The following is a 22,660-nucleotide window of genomic DNA, read 5'->3' as shown; positions in this document are numbered from 1 at the left end:
CATCGCACACCCTTCTACCCACCGGAGCCAGCATGACGACAGCATCCAGAATACTCTGCCCTGCCCTGCGCAAACGAATAATGAGTGCAAAGGATGCCGCCGCGCTGATTCCATCCGGCGTGAACGTCGGCATGAGTGGCTTTACCGGCGCTGGCTACCCGAAAGAGGTTCCCCAAGCCCTGGCAGAGCATATTCGGGAGCGCAAAGCACAGGGTGAGAATTATCGCATCAGTGTTTGGACGGGTGCCTCAACAGCCCCGGAGCTTGACGGTGCCCTGGCCGAGGTCGACGGCATCGAACTACGCCTGCCCTATCAAAGTGACCCGGTCTGCCGCCAGAAAATCAATGACGGCAAGATGGAATATATTGATATCCACCTGTCCCACGTTGCGCAACACGCGTGGTCCGGTTTCTTTGGCAAACTCAATATTGCCATTATCGAGGTTGTCGGCATTACCGAGGATGGCCGTTTGATTCCCTCCTCTTCTATTGGCAACAACAAAACCTGGATCGACCAGGCCGACAAAGTGATTCTGGAAGTGAATCACGGCCAGAGCGCCGGCCTGGAAGGCATGCACGATGTCTACTACGGCACTGCCCTGCCGCCACGCCGCAAGCCCATCCCCATCACCCGACCGGATGAGCACTTCGGCGCAAAATACCTCATGTGTTCACCGGATAAAATCATTGCAGTGGTGGAAACCAATGCTCCGGACCGTAACTCCCGGTTCAGCGATCCCGATGAAAGCTCACGCCGGATAGCCGATCACCTGCTTGAGTTTTTCACCAGCGAAGTTGAAAACAAGCGCCTGCCCGCCAATCTGCTACCACTGCAGTCAGGTGTAGGCAACATCGCGAATGCGGTGATGGCAGGGCTGAACGAAGGGCCATTCAACAACCTGACCGCCTACACAGAGGTGCTTCAGGACGGCATGCTGGCTATGCTGAAATCCGGCAAACTGGCCAAGGCCTCCGCGACAGCCTTCTCGCTCAGCCCGGAAGCAAACAAGGAACTGGCTGACAACATCGACTTCTACCGGGAACGTATCGTGTTGCGCACCCAGGAAATCAGCAACCACCCGGAAATAATCCGCCGCCTTGGCATTATTGCCATGAACGGCATGATCGAAGCAGACATCTACGGCAACGTGAATTCCACCCATGTAATGGGTACCCGGATCATGAACGGTATTGGCGGCTCGGGAGATTTTGCCCGCAATGGCTACCTGTCCATCTTCATGACCCCGTCTACGGCTAAAAATGGCGCTATTTCCACCATCGTACCCATGGTTTCCCATGTGGATCATACCGAGCACGATGTACAGATTGTCGTCACCGAACAAGGCCTGGCAGATCTACGCGGCCTGCCACCCCGCCAGCGCGCACTCAACATTATTGAAAAATGCGCTCACCCCGATTTCCGCCCACAACTGCGCGACTATTTTGAACGCGCCTGCGCCAGCGGTCGCGGCATGCACACCCCGCACCTGCTGGGCGAAGCACTAAGCTGGCATGAGCGTTATGAGGAAACCGGGCGGATGTAATGTCCGGCAAGTCGCCTGAAATCAGACGCTCGCAATAAAGCCCGTAATGCCCGTAAGAACGATTTCGGCGGCCATGGCCGAGAGCACCAGGCCGCTGATTTTTGAGAGGATATTCAGCCCGGTTTTGCCCAGCGCCTTTTCCAGATAGCCAGACAAGTGCAGCAGAACACCCAGAATCAGCAAGCCGGAAAGCAATCCCAGCAGGCCGCCGGCCACTTCCGGCACCTTCTTGAGTTCAGCGCCGTAAACCAGAATGGCACCTATGGTAGCGGGGCCAATCATCACCGGAACCGCCAGTGGCACCACAGCGATGTCGTCACGATCCTCTTCTGGCAGGCCAGTGGCGTGATTACGGGTACCGCTGGTAACCAGGCTGATGGCCGTCAGGAAAAGCAGGGTTCCGGCACCAATACGGAAAGAATCCAGAGTAATACCAATGGCGCTGAACAGCACAGGGCCACCAAAAAACAGCAATACGCCCATAACAGATGCCGCGATACAGGCCCGGCGGATAACCGCAGTTTTTTCAGCAGCGGGCAGCCCACGGGTCAAGGCAATAAACATGGACACTGCAAAGAAGGGCGCCAGTAGAAACAGAAAACGAATCGTGCTGCTGATGTAGGTAGAGAAAAACGTTTCAAGCATTGCGGGAATTCCAACGGCCAAAGAAAGCTGCCCAGCATAGCTTTCTGCAACACTCTCCGCCGTAAGGAAGTGAACGTATGAAGTGTTCGTGAAATCCCGATCTGGCACTTCCAGGGCGGTTACTGAGAAGGCTCTTCCAGGTAGGTTTCGCCATCTGCGTATAGCGCCCTGAACTCTTCCTCAGGAACAACAGTAACGGCAATCTCCGGTTCGTGCTCACCACCACCAAGCAAGACGCCCCGCATGGGGGTGATGTCTGAAAAGTCCCGCCCCCACCCCAGGGTAATATGCTCCAGGTCTGGCCAGATGGCATTTGTGGGGTCCAGCTCAAGCCAGCCGAAATCCGGCACGAAAACGGCGACCCAGGCATGGGTGGCATCGGCGCCAACCAGACGGGCTTTGCCCTCCGGCGGATGGGTGAGTATATACCCGCTCATGTAACGCGCTGCCAGCCCTATAGATCTCAGGCAAGCAATCATGATGTGAGTGAAATCCTGACACACGCCCCGGCGGGCCCGAAATGCCTCTTCCACCGGTGTGAATGTTTCCGTTGCCGATGCGTCGAAGCTGAAATCGCTATGGATCTTTTTCATTAGCGCATCGGCCGCCTCTACCAGAGACCTTCCCGGTTGGAATGCCTCGCGGGCATAGGCCGCGTAGCGGGAATCTATGGGAACATTGGGGGAAACAAAGCGGAAGGCTGAGGCCTCCAGATGTTCCGGCGAGAATTTACGGTCTGCGCGGTAGCGGAGACTGTCACGCACCCTCTCCCAGGCCACTTTTACACTGTTTGAAGAGGGTTTTGGCCGATCACGCAACTCAACCCAGAACTCGCTGGTTATCTTCAGAAAATCGTGGTCGGCGGTAAAATGAATCGCGGTGATCCGGTTTCCGAAACTGTCCAGAAACGTACGTCGCACCGAGGGTTCGGGGTCAATGGCCAGGTGGTGTTCAAGGTTTCTCTGCCACGGCAAGGCACGAGGGGTAAGTCGGAGCAGGTGGTGGGATTCACCGACCACCTGATCGTATTCGTACAGAGTCTCATGACGCACATGATAACGAACAAATTTCATCGCAGCCGCCTCAATCCGGTTTCACGGAACGGTTTGAAAACCGGGTGTGAATAAAGCACTGTCGCTGAATTTCATCAGAAACACGATAGACTTCCGTGCGCATCTCACACAAGAGTTCACCCATGGCCTCACAGGCTTCGTCCATGTGCTTGTGCTCAAAGGGGTGCAGGTCCACCGCCTGCAGCTTTTTCAAGCATTCCCCGAGATCCGGGGGAAACAGCTGCCCGGTTTTCCGCCCCATCTCCGGTAAATCCTTCTGCAACTGACGAACCTGAAACATCACAGAGTGCGGGTTGCTGGCGTCCATCACCAGAGTATGGAGAACGCCCAGTAGCTCAGGTGTTCGACGATACCGGGTTCGGTAGGTGACTTCCGAGTTCGCGACTTCCAATAGCCACTCAAGCATGGCATTACGGCTGAACCGGTCACTGAACAGCGGCACACAGATCAGGGTACAAAGATTAGCGAGGCGCTCCAGGCGACGCCCGATCACCAGAAACACCCAGCTGGTGTCGCGGGTGATGTCATCCATGGCAAATCCGGCCAGTGAGATGCAATCCAGAAGCACCAGGTTTAACGCCCGGATGGATTGGTCCGCAGTGGTCGGGGGCGGCGCAAGGGGTTTACCCAGACGGTTGAGTGTATGCCAGTTGTCTGAAGACAGGCGGTCTCTGACCTGGCTGGCATTTAAAAGCACGGCCTGAAGGATGGAGGCTATTGAGCCTGGTAGCTTCGGGTCGCTGACCGCTCTCAGCAAGGTTTCGGGAAGAGGCTCGGGTACATCGTCTTCTTCGGCTTCAGGAAAGATGCCAAACCTCAGTCCTGCCAGCTGCAAGCCACGCAACGCTTCTTCATCGACCTGGTCATGGCCTGACAAGCGGTTGAAGGCCGCGCGCAAAAGCCGGGCTGTGGCCTCTGCTCGTTCAGAGTGGCGCCCCATCCAGAAAAGGTTTTCACCAACACGAGACGGCGTATCCCGCTCACCGTCGAGCAAATCCGAGACCTGCAGTCGCTTCTTGATCAGGGATGTTGAGGGGGCTGTGTATGGGCCTTTCACCCAGGTATCTTTGGAAAGCCCTCCCCGTTGCATGGAGATCACTTCGACACCTTCATCGACCGCCACACGGGTGAGCCCTCCTGGCATCACTTGCCAGCCGGAAGGCGTGGCTGCGGCAAACAGACGCAAACCGATAGAGCGTGTTGCCAGAGGCTGGTCGTGATCGCCCTTCCAGACCGGCGCCTGAGAAAGGTGCACCAGCTCCTGCCCTACGAATGCATGAGGGTGGGCGTGCATTTTCCGGATCAGGGCTTCGCGCTCCGCGCCCTTCACCTGGTAGCCAAACACCGGCTCCATGCGCATGCTCGCAAAAGCCGGCTTGATAACCAGCTCATCCAGGTGTTCGATAACGTAATCAAGGGCCGGCTTTTCTCCACACCACCAGGAAGCCACCGACGGCATTGCCAGGGATGACCCCAGTAACTTTTTCGAGATCTCGGGCAAGAACCCGAACAACGCAGCACTCTCCAGTACCCCAGAGCCCAGCGCATTCGCCATCAGCACCTTACCTGCCCGCACAGCACCCAGAAGGCCCGGCACCCCAAGAACGGAATCTGCGCGAAGCTCCAAAGGATCACAGAAACCATCATCGAGCCGACGATAAATGGCATGAACCCGACGCAGGCCCTGAAGTGTTTTCAGGTAAACCGTATCGTCACGTACGGTCAGGTCCTGCCCTTCCACCAAGGGTAATCCGAGGTAACGAGCCAGGAAGACATGTTCGAAATAGGTCTCATTGAATCGGCCCGGCGTCAGCAGAACACACAAGGGCGACTCCGACCCGGCAGGAGACATACTGGCCAGACTGCTCTGAAACCCCTGAAAAAAATCGGACAGGTTGGTCACCGGCAGATTCTGGAACGGGGCCGGAAAAGCACGGGAAATCACCAGCCGATTCTGCAGAGCGTAACCAGCTCCTGATGGCGCTTGAGTACGATCCGCCATCACCCACCAACCACCGTCCGGCGCCCGCGCCAGATCCAATGCGTACAAATGCAAAAATCGTCCACCGGCCGGTTGGATACCCTGACAAGGCCACTGAAAGCCAGCTTGGCCGTATACCAGCGCGGGGGGCATAAGCCCCTCTTTGAGCAGGGTTTGGCCGCCATAAAGGTCTGCCAAAACCCGGTCCAGCAGCTCTGCCCGCTGGGCTACGGCACTGGAAAGCCACTTCCATTCGTCGGCGCCGAGCACCAGAGGCAGAAGGTCTACCTCCCAGGGCCGGGCGTCGCCACGAGGGTCTTCGTAAACGTTGTAGGTAACGCCATCTTCGGCAATGGCATTGGCAACGGTCTGAGCTCTCAGGTTCAGACCTTCAACTGATTCGAGATTGAGCTGTTGCAGCAAAGGACCCCAGTGGGATTCCGGCCCGGAACCCTTGGAGCCAAGCTCATCAAACCGGTCCGGCACCGGGTGGTATTGGCGGAGAATGTTCTTTACTGCGTGCTGCTTCGCCACCTGTTTTCTGGCTCCCATGAATCAGTGAGCTGGAAGCATAGCCGTATTGGGGGTTCGGGAGCCAGCATCAGAGTTCAAGTCTCGTTATCCTGATTGTGATATCGCAGGTCCAGAGTAAACGGAAACTCCCGTCGTTCCGGTACCGGGCGCAGGGGCTGCCGCCCCGAACTGTGCCCAATCCGGGAAAAACGAGCCATACGCCGGCCTTCTGCCTCAAACGAATTGACCGGCAGGGTTTCAAAATTGCGACCACCCGGGTGAGTCACATGATATTCACAGCCACCCAGGCTGCGCTCATTCCACGTATCCACAACATCGAAAACCAGCGGACCATCCACACCAATCGTCGGGTGCATGCACTGTGATGGCTGCCAGGCGCGATAACGCACCCCAGCGACAAATTCACCTACCGTTCCCGTGGGCTGTAATGGCAAAGGGACCTCGTTGCAAGTGATCTGGTAACGATCCGACGTGGCGCCACGAACTTTCACCTGCAAGCGCTCAAGTGAAGAGTCCACATACCGCGCCGTGCCGCCAATCGCACCGTGCTCACCCGTCACATGCCAGGGTTCAAGGGCCGAGCGCAACTCGAGCGTGATGCCTTTTACCCTATAGTCGCCGATTCGTGGGAAGCGGAATTCGAAATGGGGTGCAAACCATTCACTCTCCAGCGGGTAACCAAGCGTCTTCATGTCGTCGATCACGTCTTCGAAATCCTGCCAAACAAAGTGCGGCAGCAAGAACCGGTCGTGTAGTTCCGTGCCCCAACGCACCAGCCTGGTTGGAGCGTAAGGCTGCTCCCAGAAACGAGCTACCAGGGCTCTCAACAGCAACTGCTGGGTCAGGCTCATCCGCGCATGGGGCGGCATTTCAAATGCCCGCAGTTCCAGTAACCCAAGCCGGCCGGTAGGGCCATCCGGAGAATAGAGTTTGTCGACACAGAATTCGGCGCGATGAGTATTACCGGTTACGTCCGTCAACAGATCCCGGAGCAGCCGGTCCACCACCCAGGGTGCGACTTTCTTGCCAATCGGGCATAGCCGCTCCATCTCACGGAAGGCCAGCTCCATCTCGAATACGTGGTCGTTGCGGGCCTCATCAATGCGTGGTGCCTGCGAACTGGGGCCAATAAAAAGGCCCGAAAACAGGTACGACAGGCTGGGGTGGTTATGCCAGTAGCTGATAAGGCTGCGCAACAGATCCGGCCGCCGCAAAAATGGCGAATCCTCCGCTTTATGGGAGCCGAGCACAAAATGGTTTCCACCACCGGTGCCCGTGTGGCGACCATCCATCATGAATTTCTCGGACGTCAAATGGCATTCGTAAGCGTCGGCATAGAGGGATTCCGTTTGCTCAACCAGTTCACCCCAGGTGTTCACTGGCTGGACATTCACCTCAATGACACCCGGGTCCGGCGTAACCCGGAACTGGTTCATCCGGGGGTCGGAGGGTGGCTCATAACCTTCCAGCAACACGGGTTGTTTAAGCTCGGCTGCGGTTAGTTCAATGGCTGTAACCAACTCAAGGTAAGGTTCAAGCTCGGCCAGGGGTGGCATGAATATGCGCAGGATCCCGTCCCTGGGCTCGACACACAGTGCTGTCCTGACGATATCTGTCGCGGACTCGCCTTTGCGGGGCGCCCGCTTTGGCACCTCGGGGTCTGCAGACAGGGAACCGGTTGGCCCTCGACTGTTCCATTGCCGGACCTCCTCATTAGCGGGCAGCTCGCTGCGCGGAGCAAAGGGGTCCTGCTCGTGTATCCAGGGGTAGTCGGCCTCCTCTACCCACGGCTGGCTATCGAGGGGCAACCGGTGGCCCATGGGAGAGCCACCCGGAATCAGGTAACAACGCTGGCTGCGCAAAAACCAGGGACCGCTTTGCCATTCGTGCTCTTCTTCCGTCACACGTAGCGGCAGCACATAGCCCACGGGCTCATCCAGCCCCCGGCTGAATATCTGCTGCAGCTGCTGACGCTCCAGCGGATTGTCGAGTTTGGCATCAAACGGATCGACGTTGACCGGAAGGCGACGCTCTCTCCAAAGGTAGTAAAAAGCATCTTCATAAGCTGGGAAGAGCTGGCCGGCATCAACGCCCAACCGCTCCGCCAGCCCCTTGAGAAAACGCAGCGCAGCTTCCGGCGTGGCCTTGCCCTCCGTTCGTTCATCCGCTACCCAACGCTCATCGCGCCAGACAGGTTCTCCATCCTTGCGCCAGAAACAACTCAAAGACCATCGGGGAAGAGGTTCGCCCGGATACCATTTGCCCTGGCCGAAATGAACCAGCCCTCCGGCTCCGTACCGATCTTTCATGCGATGGTAAAGCTCGATCGCTTTTAACCGTTTGGCGGGGCCCATCGCCTCCGTGTTCCACTCGGGCTCGTCACGGTCATGGTTTGCCACAAACGTGGGTTCACCACCCTGGGTCAGGCGCACGTCCAACTCGGTCAGACGCTCATCAACCTCATGGCCAAGCCCGACGATCTTCTCCCACTGAACATCGGTATAGGGTTTGGTAACCCGTGGGGCCTCCCAGATGCGGGTAACGCTCATCTGGTGATCGAATTCAACGTCACACTCTTCGGCCATGCCGGTCACCGGAGCGGCCGAAGACGGGTCCGGACTGCAGGCCAGAGGAATGTGCCCTTCGCCGGCGAACAGGCCGGAGGTCGGGTCCAGGCCAACCCAGCCAGCACCAGGGAGAAAGACCTCGCACCAGGCATGCAGATCGGTAAAGTCGACTTCCGGTCCCGAGGGGCCATCCAGGGCCTTCTGGTCTGCTGTGAGCTGTATGAGGTAACCCGAAACAAACCTCGAAGCCAGGCCCAGATACCGAAGGGTCTGAACCAGCAACCACGCAGAATCCCGACAGGATCCCGAGCCGTTACTCAGGGTCTCCTCAGGGGTCTGCACGCCGGGCTCCATCCGGATCAGATAATCGACCCGCTCGGAAAGGCGTTGATTCACCCCAACAAGAAAATCCACGCTGGGTGCTTCCGTGCGATCAATCGAGTCCATCCAGTCCCGGAACTTCGGGGTTTCGGGCAGCTTATGAAGGTAAGGTTCCAGTTCAACTGTCTGCCAGTCTTCATAAGTAAACGGGATGGTTTCCGCCCGCGGCTCAAGGAAGAAATCAAACGGGTTGATCACCGCCATCTCCGCCACCAGATCAACAACGATCTTGAATTCCGCGGTTTTCTCAGGGAACACCAGGCGGGCCAGGTAATTGGCCTGTGGATCCTGCTGCCAGTTGATGAAGTGGTCTTCTGGCTCGATCTTCAGGGAATAACTCAGGATCCGGGTCCGCGCGTGCGGACAGGGGCGTAACCGAACCACCTGAGGCCCCAGAGTAATGGGGCGATCGTATCGGTAATGGGTGGTATGGCTCAGGGCAACATGAATTGACATGGAACCTATCTCACATTCAAAAGAAAAAGGTGACCTCAGGCTGTCTCGTAGACAGGAAACCAGGTCTCAGCAATATCGTTGTGAAGCTCACCAATTTCCAGCTGCAGGTTCTCCAGAAAGAGTATGACCTCTTCTTTCCGGATCAACGTGTCAACATCGCCCTCGCGAGCATGACGAACTGCCTGCAACGCAGTTCGCAGAGGAATCTCGTTTACTGGCAGCCGGTCGAGCGCGCCGGCAACCTCGGCAAGGCTGTGCAGAACAGACCGCGGAAAAGGCTCGTTCTGAAGCAAAAAGCGAATAACCGAAGGGCCATTAACCCGGCGCCGAACGTTCTGCCGGTACATCTGGAACGCACTCTGATAACGCAGAACGCTGGTCCAAAGCAGACCTCCATAGGCTTCAGTACCGTCCCAACCATCCAGAAACTGCAGTGCACCTACCTCAATCTGGCGTGTGCCCATATCGGCCCGCTCCAGATTACGGCCCACCCGGATAAAGTCGTACCCGGTATCATGGCTCATACATCCGGCAAGAAGCCCGTTCACCATCTGGCAGCGGCCAACGATCTCGCTTAGAAACTCGTACCTGGCCCGCTTGCCTATCCCCTGGTCCAGGTTCTCCAGCGTATATCGGTAGAGCTCGTTGATGACTTCCCAGGCATCCGTGGGAACCTGATCACGAGTGGTACGCACGTTTTCCCTCGCAGCCTTGATGCAGGATGCTATCGAGCTAGGGTTGTAGCTATCCGCCATCAGAAATTTCACGCAGTTGCGCTCATCTTCCCGCTGATAATGTTGATCAAAGAGCTCTTCCATACCCGTGACCGCCACCAGCCCCTTCCAGGACAGGCGCGTTTCCCTGGGCATATCCAACGCCAGGGAGTTAAAGGCCATGATCATCCGGGCGTTGTTTTCGGCCCGCTCAAGATACCTGGCCATCCAGTACAGTCGTTCGGCTACACGTGACAGCACATTAATTCTCCTCGTCCACGATCCAGGTATCTTTGCTTCCACCGCCCTGGGAGGAGTTCACCACCAGGGAGCCCTTGCGCATCGCCACCCGGGTCAATCCTCCTGACGTGACATAGGTCCTGACGCCCTGCAAAACAAAGGGCCTGAGGTCCAGATGACGGGCCGCCAGCCCCTCATCACACAAAGTCGGTGCCACGGACAGACTCAACGTGGGCTGGGCCACGTAATTACGCGGATTTTTCTTGATCAGAGCAGCGAACTCGGTGCGCTGCTTCTTGGTTGAATGCGGTCCTACCAGCATGCCGTAGCCCCCGGATTCGTTCGCCGGTTTAACAACCACCTCCTCAAGGTGTTCCAGCACATACTCACGATCCTGTTTGTTGACACACATCCAGGTAGGCACATTGGGGATGATGGGCTCCTCATCCAGGTAATAACGGATCATGTCCGGCACGTACGCGTAAATAACCTTATCGTCGGCAACACCGGCCCCTGGCGCATTAACCAGGCCCACCTTGCCATTGCGCCAGGCCCGCATCAGGCCGGGCACGCCCAGGGTAGAATCCGGCCGGAATACTTCCGGGTCGAGAAAATCATCGTCAATACGACGGTAGATAACATCCACTCGTTCCAGCCCCTCAACGGTTCGCATGTAGACGCAATCGTCCTCACCGACCACCAGGTCCGCGCCCTCCACCAGCTCAGCACCCATGCGCTGGGCGAGAAAAGAGTGTTCAAAATAGGCTGAATTGAAGATACCGGGAGTCAACACCGCAATTTTCGGATGATCCTGTGGGCGAGGCGATATGGATGCCAGCATGTCGAATAGCTGATTGGTGTAGTCATCGACTGGAAGAATATTCGTGTTATCAAAAAGCTCCGGGAACACCCGTTTGGTCAGATGCCGGTTCTCGAGCATGTAGGAGACGCCGGAAGGTACCCGCAGGTTGTCCTCCAGCACATACACAGTACCGTCTTTATCCCGAACCAGGTCAGACCCGCAAATATGGGCCCAAACCCCCAGAGGTGGTGTAAAACCACGGCATTGCTCGCGAAAATTCTTGGAGTTGGCGAACACACTCTTGGGTATCACCTTGTCTTTGACGATATTCTGATCGTTATAGATGTCGTTGATAAACATATTGAGCGCAGTCAGGCGTTGTGCGAGCCCCTGCTCAATCGTTTTCCACTCCCGCAGGGAAATCACCCGTGGGATGATGTCAAAGGGCCAGGCACGGTCTATGTTTTCCCCTTCACTGTAGACCGTAAAGCTGATTCCCATCTCCAGTATCGCCAGCTCGGCGGCCTGCTGACGAGCTTGTATTTCATCAGAGCCGAGATTTCCGAGGTAATCGGTAATAGCAGTCGCAGCTGCGCGGGGCTGCCCCTTGGCGGCAATAAGCTCGTCAAAGAACTCGGTTGGATCGTAATTTTTCCAGTCAATGACTTTGTTCTTTTTCATCTTGGATCCTTTCATTGCTGACTGCACGAACCGGTGCGTCTCTTCAGCGACCTGAGTTAACCGCTATTCACTATCCGGTGTACCAACCGGAGTTTTTCCACCACCGGGTCCGCCAGCACGAAGGGGTAGGCATGCTCATGCCCCATGCTTCGATTCAGGCTGTTAAGCGCAAGTGTCAGCGGCAACCAAAGTTTGACCAGCCCATCAAAATCGTCGGTCCTGTAGGGGTCAAACGCCTCGCCCGGCCCGCTATTCATCTCCGATCCCCGTTTAGCGTTTACACGTAATCCGAGCTGCCAGGCCGTCTCCAGTGTATCCACCATATGCAGGTAGTGTGCCCAAGTCTCAGCCCAGTCTTCCCATGGGTGGCTGCTGGCGTAGGCACTGATGTAACTGTTTTGCCAGTTGGCCGGTGGACCACACTGATAATGCTGGTCCAGAGCCAGTTTGTAGTCTCTCGTATCATCACCAAATACTTCGCGAACCCGGCCCAGCCAGGGGCCGGGCCGGACCAGATGATCCCAGTAATAATGACCGGATTCGTGACGAAAGTGCCCCAAAACGGTGCGGTAAGGCTCTGCCATCTGGCTTCGCATACGTTCCCGCTCCACCGGGTCCGCCTCGGCAATATTCAGAGTGATAACGCCGTGTGAATGGCCGGTTATCACCTTTGCCCGCTCGTCGAACATCGCTGGTTGATCCGCGAGAAAATCAAAAGCCAGGCCATATTGATCCTCCTGCCGGGGCTCACAAGGCAGGCCCAGACGCAGCAGAGAATAAACCAGGCGCCGCTTCTCTCTCTCCAGCCGCACCCACAGATCGTGATTCCGCGCCACGCTGAGGTCGGGAATTGTGCGGTTCAGGCGACAGGCGATACAGAACGTGTGAGTGTCGGAAACGGGTAGGAGCCAGTTACAGGCACCCTGGTTGCGGTAATTGCCACAGAGTTTGTACTGGTTACCATTGGTGACATCTTCCCAGGTGTCAGCGTCCTTCGAGTTAATTGCCAACAGATCCATAACATCCGGGGCAAAACCCAGGCTTGTGCCACACGAGGTACAACAGCTGTTTTCAAAGTAAAGCAGGCTGGCACATTGGCCACAGTGAAACATTTTCATCAGGGGACATCCTTGGCCGATATCGGCAAGACCGTGTTCTCAGTATTGGCGATACCGGCAAAAACGCAATATGCAGGCCCCCGAAATCTCTGGAAGCATCCCGAAAAACCTGGGCGCCAATTTGGTCAATGGGTAAACATCTCAATCGCCGGGTAGATCCGATAACTTGAACTAGTATGTAGGTATCCAGGCATCTGGTTCATCGGACAATCCGGAGGGCGTCTCAAAGATGAAAATCGGAATCCCCAGGGAAATTTTTAATGATGAAAGGCGAGTAGCAGCCACACCACCTTCTGTTCACAAACTCATCAGCCTTGGCTATGAGGTGGCTGTTGAAAGCGGCGCCGGAGAAGCCGCCAACTACTCTGATGCGGCCTATGAAAAGGTCGGCGCGGAGATAGCGGCTGACCCCACATCCCTGTGGCGGGAAGCAGATTTCATCCTGAAAGTGCGCGCTCCCATGGAGAACGGCGCCCTGGGCAAGCACGAAGCCGATCTGATGAAAGAGGGGGCTTTTCTGGTCAGCTATATCTGGCCGGCGCAAAATCCGGAGCTGCTGGAGAAACTGGCTGCCCGGAAAATCACCACCTTTGCCATCGACAGCCTGCCCCGCATCAGTCGCGCGCAGAAAATGGATGCCCTCAGCGCCATGGCCAACATAGCTGGCTATCGCGCGGTAATCGAGGCGGCCAATAATTTCGGGCGTTTTTTCACTGGTCAGGTAACAGCTGCGGGCAAGGTGCCGCCGGCTAAAGTTATGGTGATAGGGGCTGGCGTCGCGGGCCTTTCGGCAGTGGGCGCGGCCAATAGCCTGGGTGCAATTGTGCGGGCATTCGATACCCGTCTGGAAGTGAAAGAGCAGATAGAAAGCATGGGTGCCGAGTTTCTTCAGCTGGATTTCGGTGAAGAAGAAGGCAGTGGTACCGGCGGTTACGCCAAACAGATGAGCGACGAGTTCATCAAAGCGGAAATGGCACTGTTTGCGGAACAGGCCAAAGAGGTGGACATCATCATCACCACCGCCCTGATTCCTGGCAAGCCGGCCCCCAAACTGATCACTGCGGAGATGGTAAAATCCATGAAACCCGGCAGTGTGATTGTCGATCTGGCATCGGAACGCGGTGGCAACTGCGAACTCACCGAGCCTGGAAAAATCACTGAGCAGCACGAAGTCACACTGATCGGCTACACGGATCTGCCCAGCCGCATGGCCAAAGTCGCCAGTGACCTCTACGCCACCAACCTGTTCCACCTGCTAACCGAGCTGACGCCAGAGAAAGACGGCAAGCCGCAGGTAAATATGGACGACGACGTGATTCGTGGCCTGACGGTGGTACTGGATCAGGACGTCACCTGGCCACCTCCTCAGCCACAGACACCAACCAGCCCCAAGCCCGCGCCGGGTACAGAGGAACCCTCGGCAGAACAGAAGGCGGCTGCACACAAAGAGTCCCGGCGCCGCAGCCTGATTGGTAAGGGCACCTTGCTGGTGATCACCCTTGCTGCACTTTACGGCATTGGCGCTCACGCCCCCGATAGCTTCCTGCGTCACTTCACGGTATTTGTGCTGGCCTGCTTTATTGGCTGGCAGGTGGTCTGGAACGTGACAGCCTCTCTGCATACGCCTCTGATGAGTGTCACCAACGCCATCAGCGGCATTATCGTGATTGGCGCCATGTTGCACCTGGCCCAGGCGGAAAACGTCGTGGTCGGGATCATGGCGTTTGTGGCGGTGCTGATTGCCAGCATCAACGTGGGTGGGGGCTTCCGGGTTACCCATCGCATGCTCAAAATGTTCCGCAAGTAGGAGGCGACCGCCATGAGTACAGGACTCGTCAGTGTGGCCTACGTGGTCGCCAGTGTATTGTTTATTCTTAGCCTGGGAGGCTTGAGCCATCAGGAATCGGCACGCAGGGGCAACCTTTACGGGGTAGCCGGCATTCTCATTGCGCTGGTCGCGACCATAGCCAGTGTCAGTGACAACGGGCTCGTCGCCATTGTAATCGCAGTGCTTGCGGGGGCCGGTATTGGCATCGCCATCGCCAACAAGGTAGAAATGACACAGATGCCACAACTTGTGGCGCTGCTGCACAGCTTTGTGGGTATGGCCGCGGTACTGGTGGGTTTTTCCGGCTACATCGAGCCGCTGATTCACACAACCGGTGCCGAACACACCATTAAGCTGGTGGAAGTGTTTGTGGGTATCTTTATCGGCGCCGTCACCTTCACCGGCTCACTGGTGGCCTGCGGCAAGCTGGATGGCCGTATCGACAGCAAAGCCCTCACCCTGCCCGGCCGGCACCTGATGAACCTGGCGGCCATAGCCGTAACGGTGTTACTGGGCGCCTGGTTCCTGAGCACAGAGAGCATGGCGCTGGGCATACTTGCCCTGGTGCTGATGACTGTAATAGCCGCTGTTCTTGGGGTTCATCTCATCATGGCCATTGGTGGTGCAGATATGCCGGTGGTGGTGTCCATGCTCAACAGTTATTCCGGCTGGGCCGCAGCGTCTATCGGCTTCATGCTGGGCAACGACCTGCTGATCGTGACCGGCGCACTGGTGGGCAGCAGCGGTGCTATTCTCAGTTACATCATGTGCAAGGCCATGAACCGGTCGTTTATCAGCGTCATCCTCGGCGGTTTCGGCCAGACCAGCAGCAGCTCTGCCGCAGCAGGCTCGGAAGACCAGACGGCTGTAGAGATCAGCGCCGACGAAGTGTGCGAGGAGCTGCGCAACGCCGATTCAGTGATTATCGTTCCCGGCTACGGTATGGCCGTGGCACAGGCCCAGAGCGGGGTCAGCGACATGACCAAACTGCTGAGGGAGCGTGGCGTAAATGTACGCTTCGGAATTCACCCGGTTGCCGGCCGCCTGCCCGGACATATGAACGTGCTGCTGGCAGAGGCCCATGTGCCTTATGACATAGTGCTGGAGATGGACGAGATCAACGCGGATTTCCCCGAAACCGATGTGGTACTCGTTATCGGCGCCAACGATACGGTGAACCCGGCAGCGGCAGAAGACCCGGGCAGCCCCATCGCCGGAATGCCGGTGCTCGAGGTGTGGAAGGCTCGCCAAGTGGTGGTACTGAAACGGGGTATGGCAACCGGTTATTCCGGAGTGGAAAACCCGCTGTTCTTCAAAGATAACGCCCGGATGCTGTTCGGCGATGCCAAAGACAGCATCGACAAACTGGTGAGCGGACTGAGAGGTTAAGCCAATTTAGCCAAGCGAGTCGTGATACATGCGGTATCCGGTCTCCGGGATACCGCATAAGATACCTCGCCAATGGCGGGATCTCCCTTGCAGAGAGGAAGTCTTCCGTCCGGGCTCAGTAAAGCTTGGTGAGGGACTTACGGGCGAAATCGTCTACCTCACCTAGCCGTCCTTCCTTCACTTTGGTCAGCCATTCCGGATCTTGCAGAAGCGCGCGGCCCACAGCGATCAGTTCAAACTCGTGGTTATTCATGCGCTCTACCAGTTCGTCGATACCGGACTGTTCCACGGACTCTTGCTTGCTGGCCATAGTACCGCTGATGAAGTCTTCAGTAAGACCAACGCTGCCAACAGACATGGCCGGCTTGCCAGACAGCTTCTGCGTCCAGCCCGCAAGGTTGAGGTTGGAACCTTCAAACTCCGGCTCCCAGAAACGACGGGTTGAAGCATGGAAAATATCCACACCGGCTTCAACCAAAGGCTTGAGGAACTTTTCAAGCTCGTCCGGGCTGTTAACCAGTTTGGCTTCGTAATCCTGCTGTTTCCACTGGGAGAAGCGCAACATGATGGGAAACTCGGGGCCCACACGATGGCGAACGGCCTCTACAATCTCCACGACAAAGCGCAGGCGGTTTTCCATGCTGCCGCCGTACTCGTCTTCACGCTGGTTGGTGCCTTCCCACAGGAACTGATCAAGCAGATAGCCGTGGGCACCATGAATCTCGACGCCGTCAAAACCCAGGGCTTTGGCGTCCTGCGCGGCATCGGCGAACGCAGTAATCACATCTTCGATGTCTTCTTTGCTCATCGCCTTACCGTTGGGCTTGCCGGGTGCAAACAGGCCAGACGGGCTGTAACCGGGAACCGAAGGATCAGGATCTGTGCCTTCCTTGCGCACCGCACCCACGTGCCAGAGCTGGGGGAAAATAGCGCCGCCAGCTTCATGCACCGCATCAACCACTTTCTTCCACCCTGCAAGCGCTTCGTCGCCATGAAAGGCCGGAACATTGGGATAACCGTTGGCACCTGGATGATTCACCGTAGTGCCTTCAGTAATGATAAGTCCCACACCTGCCTCGGCGCGGCGCCGATAGTAAGCGACCACGTTTTCACCCGGAACACCTTTGGGCGAGAAATTCCGGGTCATGGGCGCCATGGCAACCCGGTTGCGTAGGGTAAGGTTGTGAATATCGAATGATTCGAACATCGGGCCCAGATTCATGGCCATGAGTGACTACTCCCTTAAAAGTGATGACTAACCCGCAAAGCAGCCTATTAGCTACCTCACTAATTTGGTCTCTTAACGCAACTCTATTTAATCTGGTTTTAAGATGCAACCCAATTATGTACACTCGGATCCATGGCAAGAAAACGTTTTGATGATTCCAATTGCTCCGTCGCCCGCGCCCTGAATCAGGTCGGGGACTGGTGGTCGCTGCTTATTGTGCTGCACGCCATGTACGGGACCCGACGTTTTGTGGATTTCCAGCAGGAGCTGGGAATTGCCAAGAATATCCTGTGCGACCGCCTTGCCCGCCTCGTGGATAACGGAGTGCTCAAGAAAGTTGAAGTGGGTGAACATGGCTCGCGCTTCGAATACCGGCTTACCGAGAAAGGACGGGATCTGTTCCCGGTGGTCATTGCCCTGCGCCAGTGGGGGGACAAATGGAACCCGGCACCGGATGAAGCACCACTGGATCTGCGCGACCGGGCCACAGGGCAGCCTGTTCAGACAATCCAGGTACGAAATGCCGATGGCGAACCCATCACCGTGAGGGACGTTTTCGTGCCTGACGCAAGCTCCCCCGGCAGCAAAAAAGACTCAGCCTGACAACCAGCAAAATAAAGTTCCCAGCCCTTTTCTTGAGTTGCATCAATCTGCAGTACTAACGCAAATCGTCCAGGCCTGATTATTGCGCTATATCAACTTTCCTATCTCTGAGGCCTTTATTCTTGGCGCATCAACGATTCAGGTTAAGGAGATAGATATGTCCCATACGTTCAAGCTCAGCGTGATCGCAGCCGCAGTAATGGCCGTTGCACCAGCAGCCCAGGCTTTTGAAGCAGGCGATTTCATTCTGCGTGCTGGTGTTGTGGAAGTGGCGCCAGACGATTCAAGTGAAGTTATCACTGTAGCTGGCGACCCCATTTTCGGGTCTGACGCGCGCGTTGCGGTGGACGCCAATGCACAGCTCGGCATTCGTGCAACCTATATGTTTACAAACAATCTGGGCGTAGGCGTGTTGGGTGCTACTCCTTTCAAGCACAATATCAGTGGTGCCGGGGATCTTGAGGGCGCCGGCAAGCTGGCCGAAACCAAGCACCTGCCGCCAACAGTTACCCTTCAGTACTACCCGATGCACAGCAGCTCCGCACTGCAACCGTACGTCGGCGTGGGCGTGAACTACACAACCTTCTTTGAAGAAAAGACTACAGACACACTCAACGGTGCAGTTGCTGCGACAGTCGGCCTTCCCGGAGCGACCACCAAACTGAATCTGGACGACAGCGTCGGCGTTGCCTTTGAGGCAGGCATTGACTATATGCTGAGCGAAAACTTCGGCTTGAACGCTGCTGTCTGGTGGGCGGATATCAACACCGACGCAACCATTAAGGTTTACGATGCCAACGGCGGCTACGTAGCCCAGACCGACGAGTTCGAAGTCGAAATCGACCCAATGGTCTACATGGTAGGTTTCACCTACAAGTTCTGATACTCGTATACCGGCAGCTGCCACGGTCTGTTGGCTGCCGGAGCGTAGATTTCTTGTGCGGAGCCTTATGGCTCCGCATTTTTTTGTCTGAAGGTTTATCCCTGAACCTGGCTTTCCCTCACTGCACCCCGGGTTACCCCTCCCCATTGATCAGCTTATTGCACCTGGAAGCTCACCGACGCCAGCACTTCCGCACGCGGCGGGTTCTGGCTGACAACACCCGCAAATTCAGCAATCCATGGATGCTCCCCGTGAACCGCCTCGACAAAGGTCGGCCGAATGTTCTGGTAATAAAGCGTGGATTCAACTGTGAAAGGTGCAACCGCTGTATTGGATACCGGCAACGCGTATCCGATAGTATCCTGCCCCCCATTACCCAGGTTGAAATCTGCATCTCCGTCAACGCCGGGTTTTTTGTGAGGCTCAGGAAAACAGATACCAGCCAGGTAACAGAGCAGCGTTCCAGGCGCCGTGAAGAATCACACAAGGCACCAGTGACCCGTGACGATCCCGGAAGTAGCCGAACGCCAGCGCCGGAAAAAACACCAGCCAAGCCAGAAGATCGGTTCTGTAGACCAGGTGCCAGACCGTAAACAGAAGCGCTGCAATCAGGTTAGCGAAAGAAAGCCCAGCCAGACAACGCTTGCCAAACGCAGTGTCACCCAGGTAGCCCTGTACGACGCCGCGAAAGGCAAACTCCTCGACCACCGGAGCCCACAAAACCAGAGAAACCAATGCCATCCAGCTCGTATCAAGCTCGGCGCCTCTGCCCGCCAAGGCGCCAATAGCGACACTCAGGCTGCAGCCGGCAATTAACGCCACCACAAAGTGCCTGTCTTCACACAGCTTTGTCGGGCGTGTTAAACCCAGCTGTTGTTTTAAAGAAACGCTTTGGTGCATGAGTGGAAAAGCCTTGTCCCGCAAAGAGCTGAATTCTGGATACTAGTGCATCTGCAGCAAGAAAGTCAGACACCACAAACAACAATGCGGAGCCGAAGCTCCGCATTGTTTAATCAGTTACCTGCATAGCCAGAAGGCTTCAGGCACCCTGAGTCTGGCGCTGACCTGAACGCCCACGCTGGCCATTGCCACTCTGGCTGCGGCCACCACTACGTCCGCCAGGCTTGTCACCAAAGCTGCGGGGCTTGCCACCCGGGCGACCGTTTCCACCGCCATTACCGCCGCTTCGATTGCGCGCCTTGCTCGGATCCGCCTTGGCTTTGGGTTTCATGGCCACGTGATTCTTCGGCTCGAAACCTTCCATTTCCTTGCGGGGCAACTGCTTCTTGATCAGCTTTTCAATGCCAACCAACATCTTCAGTTCATCAGCACTAACCAACGACAACGCGTGGCCACTTTCACCTGCCCGTCCGGTCCGACCAATGCGGTGTACGTAGTCTTCCGGCACGTTGGGCAATTCAAAGTTAACTACTTGCGGCAACTGCTTGATATCAAGCCCACGGGCTGCGATATCGGTGGCCACCAGCACACGCACTTCTCCGGCTTTAAAGTTAGCCAAAGCACGGGTACGCGCCCCTTGAGACTTGTTGCCATGAATGGCTGCTGCAGTAATGCCGTCTTTTTCCAGCTTCTGGGTCAGGCGGTTAGCACCGTGTTTAGTGCGGGTAAATACCAGCACCTGTTCCCAGCTGTTATCACGCACCAGCTTGCTTAGCAGAGCGGTTTTCTGGCTCTGATCCACTGCGTAAACCGACTGCTTTACCGTCTCGGCAGTGGTGTTCCTTACCGCCACATCGATTTGTACCGGGTTGTTCAGAAGGCCTTGTGCCAAAGCGCGAATTTCGCCAGAGAAAGTCGCTGAGAACAAAAGGTTCTGACGCTTGGCCGGCAGCAGTGCCAGGATCTTTTTAATGTCGCGGATAAAGCCCATGTCCAGCATGCGATCGGCTTCGTCCAGCACCAGGATTTCCACTTCGTTGAACTTCACAGCATTCTGCTGATACAGGTCCATCAGGCGACCAGGAGTTGCAACCAGTACGTCCAGGCCTTTGCGCAGCTTCATCATCTGCGGGTTGATTTTTACGCCACCAAAAACCACTGCGGCCTTGGTGGGAACATACTTGCTGTAAAGATTTACGCTGTCGTGAACCTGCGCAGCCAGCTCCCGTGTGGGCGCCAGAATAAGCACGCGAGGCCCCTTGCCCGTGCGGGGCTTCTCAGCCAGGCGCTGCAGTAGTGGCAATGTAAAACCAGCTGTTTTACCTGTTCCCGTCTGGGCTGCAGCCATAACATCCTTACCGGAAAGTACGGCGGGAATAGCCTGAAGCTGAATGGGGGATGGGGTTTCATAGCCCTGGTCAGCCGTTGCACGAACCAGTTGCTCGGAAAGACCGAGTGAAGAAAAACTCATATAAGATTAACTCTTGATTGTTCTGCCTCCACGAACACCGTTTTCGGCGAATGCGGGCAGATGCCATGAAGATTCATGGAATAAAAGACGACTACAGTCACGCGCCGGCAATCGGGGTGACGTCCTCTGACAGGTCGTATGGATAGTTCGCAAGAAGGCTTAAAGCCCGAAAGTGCGGAATCCCTAGAGGCAGGATGCGGAGAACCTTAACAGAGGCCTGTAGAATTAGCCATAGGGGATTATCACTGCCTACACCCTAACGACAGTAACAACCGCAGCAAGAAGGCTCGCAGCCGTCAGCCCCACAAGAGACAAGCGGAGGTTCCAGCGGAATGAAGCATCCATGGCTCTATAGCCTGTCAGGCGCTCCATAATAAGAGCATTGGCAGCAAAGGGGGTTCCAAAGGCGGTTATCCCCCAGCCTGTTACCATGCCAATACCCAGGCCGATCAGTGCATCGCCAGGCCAGATAGCGCCTAGAATACCGCCCGCGAGGGTGCCTATCACAATCGGATTAATACCGGCCAGACCGGCCGCAAAGAACACCCAGGGAACGCAGGCTGCTATGACAGGCCAAAGCCAGGCCGGCACATTCGGGTCACCACTTATCTGCCCCAGCACAGCACCGCTGATCACCGAGCCAATAAATGCAGACCCACCCACAATCGCCAGCTCGTTACTGACGTTAGACATATTGACCAGCGGCGGGTTCGTGTTGCGACTCCAGGCCAGAATCCTTGCGCCAAGAACCGCGGCTAAACAACTGAGGGTCACCGCATGGGCATAGCTGAGTTGATAACGCTGGCTAAGCAGGAACACACCCGCACAGATGGCCAAAATGAGCGCCCCGAATCGTAACCACGGCGCCAGACCAGCCTTGCCCGTAGGGGCATCCATTTGTTGCGCGCTTTCCGGCTCGCGCCAGATCAGACCACATAAAACGATAGCGGCAGAAAACGGGACGGTGAACAACAACAGATCAAGACTGCCCAGCCCCGGCAACAGCGTGAGCGTGAGTACAACAGAGATCGATAGCGGAGAAAACGTAGGCGAGACACCAAAGCCTCGTAACACCGCACGGGTTGCGTTACGGGTAGCTGGCGAATCACCACTGCTGCGCACACGCTCACCCACCAGGCTACCGACGACGGCCACAGATCCAAAATTCAGAGGTACGGAAACAAGAGAGGTACCGAACGACAGGCTCAGGTAGCGAACGGATGAATTACCTCCAAACAGGCTGGAGGAAATCTGCTGTAAATCACGGGTACGACCAAGTACGGACGACAAGAGCATCACCGCCAGTACGAGCCCCGCCAAGCGGCTCATATTCCCCGCCGCAGCGCCAATCAGGCCCGGGTCACGCCCTAACGCAAACACCAGTGCCAGCACTGCCACCAGGAAAACAGCCCTGGGCACCCTTCGCATGTCTCGCCAACCCAGAATCACCGCAAGGCTGACTGCTCCGGCACCCAGGCCCGCCATACCGGGAAACAGTACGAAAACAGCAGCCACAAGGGCAATATAAGCAAGAGCAGAGCGTATCAGCAGCAAGAGTGCATGTCCCGAGCGTCAAAGCCGGGCATTTTAGGGGCCCGGTGCCTTATCGGGTATCCGCAATTA

Annotated in this window: 17 protein-coding genes; 5 read left to right on the top strand and 12 right to left on the bottom strand. The window is 56.5% G+C overall.

The genetic code is table 11. The features are described from left to right. The first annotated feature begins 32 nt into the window (after window positions 1-32). The gene (locus Q4606_RS00375; RefSeq protein WP_303594975.1) at window positions 33-1,544 is read left to right on the top strand and encodes an acetyl-CoA hydrolase/transferase family protein; all 1,512 of its coding nucleotides are present in this window, start codon (window positions 33-35) and stop codon (window positions 1,542-1,544) included. Window positions 1,545-1,565: 21 nt separating this feature from the next. On the opposite strand, the gene Q4606_RS00370 is transcribed toward Q4606_RS00375, so the two are convergent. From Q4606_RS00370 to Q4606_RS00340, 7 genes are all read right to left on the bottom strand, one after another. Beyond that, window positions 1,566-2,189, bottom strand: coding sequence for a MarC family protein (locus Q4606_RS00370; RefSeq protein WP_303594976.1), 624 nt, complete (start codon window positions 2,187-2,189; stop codon window positions 1,566-1,568). A gap of 119 nt (window positions 2,190-2,308) precedes the next feature. Then, a complete protein-coding gene (locus tag Q4606_RS00365) occupies window positions 2,309-3,262 on the bottom strand; it encodes a transglutaminase family protein (protein ID WP_303594977.1) in 954 nt (317 codons plus the stop codon). 10 nt (window positions 3,263-3,272) lie between these two features. Then, window positions 3,273-5,777 (bottom strand): circularly permuted type 2 ATP-grasp protein, encoded by a 2,505-nt coding sequence (locus Q4606_RS00360; RefSeq protein WP_303606342.1) that lies wholly within the window; start codon window positions 5,775-5,777, stop codon window positions 3,273-3,275. A gap of 74 nt (window positions 5,778-5,851) precedes the next feature. Next, entirely contained in the window at window positions 5,852-9,181 is a 3,330-nt protein-coding gene (locus Q4606_RS00355; RefSeq protein WP_303606341.1) for a DUF2126 domain-containing protein, read from the bottom strand. A gap of 35 nt (window positions 9,182-9,216) precedes the next feature. Next, window positions 9,217-10,155: an alpha-E domain-containing protein gene (locus tag Q4606_RS00350; protein ID WP_303606340.1), complete on the bottom strand. Its 939-nt coding sequence runs from the start codon at window positions 10,153-10,155 to the stop codon at window positions 9,217-9,219. Window position 10,156: 1 nt separating this feature from the next. Continuing rightward, the gene (locus Q4606_RS00345) at window positions 10,157-11,617 is read right to left on the bottom strand and encodes a circularly permuted type 2 ATP-grasp protein (protein WP_303594984.1); all 1,461 of its coding nucleotides are present in this window, start codon (window positions 11,615-11,617) and stop codon (window positions 10,157-10,159) included. Window positions 11,618-11,673: 56 nt separating this feature from the next. Beyond that, window positions 11,674-12,735 carry a putative zinc-binding metallopeptidase gene (locus Q4606_RS00340; protein WP_303606339.1) on the bottom strand — a complete coding sequence of 354 codons (1,062 nt, stop codon included), beginning with the start codon at window positions 12,733-12,735 and terminating at the stop codon, window positions 11,674-11,676. 229 nt (window positions 12,736-12,964) lie between these two features. On the opposite strand from Q4606_RS00340, the gene Q4606_RS00335 reads away from it, so the two are divergent. Both Q4606_RS00335 and pntB read left to right on the top strand, forming a co-directional pair. Beyond that, window positions 12,965-14,542 (top strand): Re/Si-specific NAD(P)(+) transhydrogenase subunit alpha, encoded by a 1,578-nt coding sequence (locus Q4606_RS00335; protein WP_303606338.1) that lies wholly within the window; start codon window positions 12,965-12,967, stop codon window positions 14,540-14,542. Between the two features lie 12 nt (window positions 14,543-14,554). Beyond that, a complete protein-coding gene (gene pntB, locus Q4606_RS00330; protein ID WP_303594990.1) occupies window positions 14,555-15,952 on the top strand; it encodes a Re/Si-specific NAD(P)(+) transhydrogenase subunit beta in 1,398 nt (465 codons plus the stop codon). A 115-nt stretch (window positions 15,953-16,067) separates the two neighbouring features. On the opposite strand, the gene Q4606_RS00325 is transcribed toward pntB, so the two are convergent. Continuing rightward, window positions 16,068-17,180: an NADH:flavin oxidoreductase gene (locus Q4606_RS00325; RefSeq protein ID WP_303594991.1), complete on the bottom strand. Its 1,113-nt coding sequence runs from the start codon at window positions 17,178-17,180 to the stop codon at window positions 16,068-16,070. Window positions 17,181-17,312: 132 nt separating this feature from the next. On the opposite strand from Q4606_RS00325, the gene Q4606_RS00320 reads away from it, so the two are divergent. Both Q4606_RS00320 and Q4606_RS00315 read left to right on the top strand, forming a co-directional pair. Then, a complete protein-coding gene (locus Q4606_RS00320) occupies window positions 17,313-17,783 on the top strand; it encodes a helix-turn-helix domain-containing protein (RefSeq protein WP_303606337.1) in 471 nt (156 codons plus the stop codon). Between the two features lie 157 nt (window positions 17,784-17,940). After that, window positions 17,941-18,666 (top strand): OmpW family protein, encoded by a 726-nt coding sequence (locus Q4606_RS00315; protein ID WP_303594995.1) that lies wholly within the window; start codon window positions 17,941-17,943, stop codon window positions 18,664-18,666. Window positions 18,667-18,821: 155 nt separating this feature from the next. Here Q4606_RS00315 and Q4606_RS00310 read toward each other — a convergent pair whose 3' ends face one another. From Q4606_RS00310 to Q4606_RS00295, 4 genes are all read right to left on the bottom strand, one after another. After that, entirely contained in the window at window positions 18,822-19,010 is a 189-nt protein-coding gene (locus Q4606_RS00310; protein ID WP_303606336.1) for a hypothetical protein, read from the bottom strand. A gap of 79 nt (window positions 19,011-19,089) precedes the next feature. After that, a complete protein-coding gene (gene mrtJ / locus Q4606_RS00305) occupies window positions 19,090-19,488 on the bottom strand; it encodes a JDVT-CTERM system glutamic-type intramembrane protease (protein WP_303595001.1) in 399 nt (132 codons plus the stop codon). A 217-nt stretch (window positions 19,489-19,705) separates the two neighbouring features. After that, the gene (locus Q4606_RS00300) at window positions 19,706-21,037 is read right to left on the bottom strand and encodes a DEAD/DEAH box helicase (RefSeq protein WP_303595003.1); all 1,332 of its coding nucleotides are present in this window, start codon (window positions 21,035-21,037) and stop codon (window positions 19,706-19,708) included. Window positions 21,038-21,286: 249 nt separating this feature from the next. Beyond that, on the bottom strand, window positions 21,287-22,591 hold the full coding sequence (locus Q4606_RS00295; protein ID WP_303595005.1) for a hypothetical protein: 1,305 nt from the start codon (window positions 22,589-22,591) through the stop codon (window positions 21,287-21,289). Window positions 22,592-22,660: the final 69 nt, after the last annotated feature.

Source organism: Marinobacter sp. 1_MG-2023 (genome assembly GCF_030549045.1).
Classification (GTDB): Bacteria; Pseudomonadota; Gammaproteobacteria; order Pseudomonadales; family Oleiphilaceae; genus Marinobacter.
The sequence above is the reverse complement of the archived record's forward strand: the minus strand, read 5'-3'. Positions and strand labels throughout refer to the sequence as shown.